General features: G+C 74.2%; 2 protein-coding genes. Both read right to left on the reverse strand.

Features of this window, described 5'->3' with window-relative positions; genetic code table 11:
* On the reverse strand, window positions 1-1,291 hold a 1,291-nt coding region (gene ligA / locus EK403_RS22975; protein WP_245479535.1), incomplete at its 3' end, for an NAD-dependent DNA ligase LigA.
* Window positions 1,288-2,680 (reverse strand): DNA repair protein RecN (locus tag EK403_RS05940; protein ID WP_245479536.1); only part of this gene is annotated, 1,393 nt, incomplete at its 5' end. The genes ligA and EK403_RS05940, both read right to left, overlap by 4 nt.

Raw genomic sequence — 2,680 nt, forward strand, 5'->3', positions numbered from 1 at the left:
CGTGGCTGCCGCAAGCCGGGCAAACGGTCGGGAACTCGAAGGCCGGCCCCCTGCCCGTCCGGTCCGGATCGACGACCCGGACGATCTGCGGGATGACGTCGCCGGCGCGCTGCACCACCACCGTGTCGCCGACCCGCACGTCCTTGCGGGCGATCTCGTCCTCATTGTGCAGCGTCGCGTTCTGGACCACGACGCCGCCCACGGTGACGGGCTTGAGCTTCGCGACCGGGGTCAGCGAGCCGGTGCGGCCGACCTGGATGTCGATCGCCTCCAGCACGGTGGTGGCCTGCTCGGCGGGGAATTTGTGGGCGATCGCCCAGCGCGGCGTCCGCGACACGAAGCCGAGGCGGCGCTGCAGGTCGAGCCGGTCGACCTTGTAGACCACGCCGTCGATGTCGTAGCCGAGCTTGGCGCGCTCCGCCTCGATGGCGCGGTAGTGGCCGAGCAGCCCTTCGGCGTCGTCGAACACCTTCATCAGCGGATTGATGGCGAAGCCCCAGCGGCCGAGATTGCCGACCATCGCCGACTGGGTCTCGGCCGGCGTCGCGCTCGCCTCGCCCCAGGCATAGGCGAAGAAGCGGATCGGCCGCCCCGCCGTGACCTTCGGGTCGAGCTGGCGCAGCGAGCCCGCCGCCGCGTTGCGGGGATTGGCGAAGACCGGCTTGCCGGCCTCGACCTGCCGCTCGTTCAGCGCCCGGAAGTCGGCGTGGGACATGTAGACCTCGCCGCGCACCTCCAGCACCTCCGGGACGTCCCCGCCCGTCAGCCGCTCGGGCACGTCGTCGATGGTGCGCAGGTTCTGGGTGACGTCCTCGCCCACTGCGCCGTCGCCGCGGGTCGCGCCCCGGACGAACAGGCCCTTCTCGTAGCGCAGCGACGCCGACAGGCCGTCGATCTTGGGCTCGGCCGTGACGCGGAGCTCGTCCTCGGGCTTCATCTGAAGGAAGCGCCGCACGCGGGCGAGGAACTCAGTCACTTCCGCCTCCGCGAAGGCGTTGCCGAGCGAGAGCATCGGCACGGCGTGCCGCACCTTGGCGAAGGCCTCCGAGGGCGCGGCCCCGACCGTCTGGCTCGGGCTGTCGGCGGTGACGAGGTCGGGGAACGCGGCTTCGAGGGCGTTCAGGCGACGGCGGAGCGCGTCGTATTCGGCGTCGGAGACGGTCGGCGCGTCGTGCTGGTAGTAGCGCCTGTCATGCGCGCGGATTTCCTCCGCGAGCGCCGCATGCTCCTTGGCGGCGTCGGGCAGCGAGGGCGGCAGTTCGCCGCCGGCGTCGGTCTCGTCCGCGCTCACGCCGCCCCTTCCATCAGCCGGCTCGCCGCGGCCCTCGCCTCCTCGGTCACCGAGGCGCCGGCGAGCATGCGGGCGATCTCCTCGCGGCGCGCGGCCTCGTCAAGCGCGGCCACGCGGGTGGCGACGCGCGCCTCGCCCAGGGCCTGCGCCTTCGAGATCAGGAAGTGCCGCCCGGCCCGCGCCGCGACCTGCGGGGCGTGGGTCACGGAGAGCACCTGGACGCCGCGCGCGAGCCTTGCGAGCCGCGCCCCGATCGCGTCCGCCACCGCGCCGCCGACGCCGGTGTCGATCTCGTCGAAGACCAGCGTCGGCGCGGAGCCCCGGTCGGCGAGCGCGACCTTGAGCGCCAGCATGAAGCGGGAGAGCTCGCCCCCGGACGCGATTTTGGCGAGCGGGCCGGCGCGCGTGCCGGGATTGGTCTGCACCCAGAACTCGACGCGGTCGATCCCGTCCGGGCCGGCGGTCGCGGGGTCGCTCGCGATCTCGGTCATGAACCGCGCGCGCTCGAGCTTGAGATCGGGGAGTTCCGCCATCACGGCCGCGTCGAGCGTCGCGGCCGCCGCCCGCCGGCCGGCGCTCAGCGCCTCGGCGGCCGCACCGTAGGCGGCGCGCTTGGCCTCGACCTCCTGGCCGAGTTCGGCGAGCCGCGCCTCCCCGGCGTCGATCTCGGCGAGGTCGGCGCGGAATTTGTCCGCGAGCGCCGCGAGGGCGTCGGGCGGGACCGAGTATTTGCGCGAGGCGGCGCGGAGCGCGAACAGGCGCTCCTCGATCCGCTCGAGCTCCCGCGGGTCGAAGGCGGTGGCCTCGAGCGCCGCCTTGAGATGCGCCTCGCCCTCGTCGAGCGCGAGCAGCGCGGCGTCGAGCGCCTTGATGGCGGGCTCGACAAGTTCGGGCGATGCTGCGGCGCGTCGTTCCAGCCGGCGGATGGCGTTGGCGATGGCGATCACGGGCTGGCTCGATCCCGCGATCGCGTCGTGGGCCTCGTTCAGGTCCTCGGCCGCCTTCTCGGCCCGCATCATGGCCTGGCGGCGCTCGGCGAGCGCCTCCTCCTCGCCGGCCTCCGGCGCGAGGCCAGTCAGCTCCTCGCTCGCGTGGCGCAGATAATCGGCCTCGCGGCGCGCCGCCCCGACTCGGGCCGCGTGATCGGCGAGCGCGCGCTCGGCCTCGCGGCGCGCGCCCCAAGCCGTGGCGGTCGCGCCCGCAGCCTCGGAAAGGCCGCCATAGGCGTCGAGCAGCGCGCGGTGGGCGGAGGGGTCGACCAGCGCGCGGTCGTCATGCTGGCCGTGGATCTCGACCAGCGTCGCGCCGAGCCCCTTCAGCGCCTGCACGCTCACCGGCTGGTCGTTGACGAAGGCGCGGGGGCGGCCGGCGCGGGCCTGGACGCGCCGC

Source organism: Hansschlegelia zhihuaiae, from assembly GCF_004103825.1.
Classification (GTDB): domain Bacteria; phylum Pseudomonadota; class Alphaproteobacteria; order Rhizobiales; family Methylopilaceae; genus Methylopila; species Methylopila zhihuaiae.